General features: G+C 42.4%; 2 protein-coding genes and 1 pseudogene. 1 reads left to right on the plus strand and 2 read right to left on the minus strand.

The genetic code is table 11. The features are described from left to right. Window positions 1-386, plus strand: a 386-nt coding sequence (locus L650_RS0107385; RefSeq protein ID WP_029772712.1) for a DUF3360 family protein, incomplete at its 5' end; no start/stop codon positions are given. 83 nt (window positions 387-469) lie between these two features. On the opposite strand, the gene leuD is transcribed toward L650_RS0107385, so the two are convergent. Next, on the minus strand, window positions 470-1,069 hold the full coding sequence (leuD, locus tag L650_RS0107390; RefSeq protein ID WP_004589386.1) for a 3-isopropylmalate dehydratase small subunit: 600 nt from the start codon (window positions 1,067-1,069) through the stop codon (window positions 470-472). Next, a pseudogene (gene leuC / locus L650_RS0107395) lies at window positions 1,069-2,432 on the minus strand (3-isopropylmalate dehydratase large subunit). The gene leuD and the pseudogene leuC overlap by 1 nt, the downstream one beginning before the upstream one ends. Between the last annotated feature and the right edge of the window lie 78 nt (window positions 2,433-2,510).

The following is a 2,510-nucleotide window of genomic DNA, read 5'->3' on the forward strand; positions in this document are numbered from 1 at the left end:
CAGCCGTATTTTGTATTATTGCGGGTTTATGGGGCTACCCAATGGATTTAGCCATTTGGCAACCTGTGCTGTGTGTTGCGCTTATTGTAGGTGTGTTTATTCCGCTGCTTGAGGCGGGTATGGAAATGACACGCGAAGGTAAAACAACGCAATCGGCCGCTATTGTTGTATTTGCGTCAAGCTTGGTTAACCCTGCTTTTGGTTGGTCACTGACTATGCTGCTTGATAACTTAGGCTTAATTGGCTGTAAAGAGCGCAGTGCTAATTTAACTAAAATGAGCCGTTGGGTTATTCCGCTAATTATGTTTGTTATTTTAACTACCGTTATGGCTATTGTTGGTATGCTGCCAGGCATACCTGCGCTAATGGCAGATTTTAGACATTAATAATTAGAAAACTTAAACATAAAAAAAGCGCGGCTTATATACTCAGCCGCGCTTTGTTTTCATATGTAATTAATTGCTTTTCGTTACTGCCAAGGGCGCTCAGCAGCAAGTTGTTTTTCAAACGCATCAATTTGTGGATTTAGCGTTTCGGTCACACCAATAAAATCTAAGCCACTTAATAAACGCTCTTTTACGTCTTTACGAATATCAAAACTAATTGGCGCAAACTTATCGCTTGTTAGTGTTTGGTTTTCAAGATCGATTTGAATGTTTATATCGTCGTGTTGCTCACTAAGTACAAACAATTGCTCAAGCGTATCAGCGGGTAGCGCAATGGCTAGCATTTGGTTGTTGCCACAGTTATTAAAGAAAATATCAGCAAAGCTTTCCGCTAAAATTACTTCAAAACCATATTGCTTAAGTGCCCACGGTGCATGCTCGCGTGATGAGCCACAACCAAAGTTGTCGCGGGTTAATAATATTTGCGCGCCTTGGTAGCATGGGCGATTTAAAATAAAATCAGGATTTGGTTCGCCGTTTTCTAGGTAACGCCAATCGTAAAACAGTGCTGCATCAAAACCATCACGGCTGGTTGATGTTAAAAACTGCTTTGGAATAATTTGGTCTGTATCTACATTGTTTTTATCAAGTGGGGCCATTAAGCCACTAAAAAATACGCTCATTAGGCTTCTCCTCTTATATCAACAAAGTGACCATGTATTGCAGCAGCCGNCGGCCTTGGCGGCCTTCAAAGTTACGGTTAGACGTAGATGCACAGCGTTTGCCCGCTTCTAAGCGGTCGTCGTTCATTGCTAAACACATTGAACAGCCCGGTTCGCGCCACTCAAAACCTGCCGCTTTAAAAATATCTGCTAAGCCTTCGTCTTCGGCCTGCTTTTTAACAAGGCCAGAGCCCGGTACGATAAGTGCTTCAATGCCTGCTACTACTTGCTTGCCTTCAACAATTTTTGCCGCGGCACGTAAATCTTCAATACGGCTATTAGTACACGAACCAATAAAGACTGTATCTACTTTTGCGCTTGATAATTTATCGCCGGCTTTTAAGTCCATGTATCTAAGTGCGCTGCGTATAGCATCGGCTTTAATTAAATCTGGTTCTTGGTCAGGATCTGGTATGCATTCATCAACGCCAATTACTTGCTCTGGGCTTGTACCCCACGTAATTTGCGGCTGAATGTCGTCAGCTTCAAGCTCAACACTCAAGTCAAACTCTGCGCCTTCATCTGATTTTAAGGTTTCCCAGTATTCAACTGCAGCGTCAAAGTCAGTGCCTTTAGGTGCAAATGGGCGACCTTTTAAGTAATCATACGTGATTTGATCTGGTGCTATTAAACCTGCTTTTGCACCCATTTCTATACTCATGTTACATAGCGTCATACGGGCTTCCATTGAAAGTGCTTCAATGCCTTCACCACAAAATTCAGCAACATAACCTGTACCGCCAGCTGTACCTAACTTACCAATAACCGCCATAATTAAATCTTTAGAGGTTACTGTTGGGCGAAGCACACCGTTAATTTGAATTTTTAACGATTTTGCCTTTTTTTGTTGTAGCGTTTGTGTTGCTAATACGTGCTCAACCTCAGAAGTACCAATACCGTGCGCTAATGCGCCAAACGCGCCATGCGTAGAGGTATGGCTATCACCACATACAATGGTAGTGCCAGGCAAGGTAATACCTTGTTCTGGCCCCATTACATGCACTATGCCTTGGTTAATTGAGTTTAAATCGTAAAGTACAATACCAAACTCTTTACAGTTAGCATCAAGTGCCATTAACTGGTTTTTAGATACTTCGCTTGCGGCATCAAGTGATCGGCTTTTAGTCGATACGTTATGATCCATTGTTGCAAAGGTTTTTTCTGGGCAACGTACCGTACGGTTTTTTTCACGTAGACCTGCAAAAGCCTGTGGTGATGTCACCTCGTGTACTAAATGACGGTCAATATAAAGTAAATCAGTTTGCTCGTTTATGCTGGCAACGGTATGTGCTTGCCAAATTTTGTCGTATAACGTTTGGGCCACTTGCTAATTCCCTACTTTGTTAAGTCGCAGCATAACGGTGCTGCGATTTATATATTAAATACGTGAAACGATGGCAGC

This window comes from Pseudoalteromonas sp. TB51 (genome assembly GCF_000498055.1).
Taxonomy (GTDB): domain Bacteria; phylum Pseudomonadota; class Gammaproteobacteria; order Enterobacterales; family Alteromonadaceae; genus Pseudoalteromonas; species Pseudoalteromonas atlantica.

What these genes read in the sequence shown, in the direction of transcription:
- leuD (WP_004589386.1), bottom strand. Translation starts at nt 1,069, where the DNA reads ATGAGCGTATTTTTTAGTGGCTTAATGGCCCCACTTGATAAAAACAAT.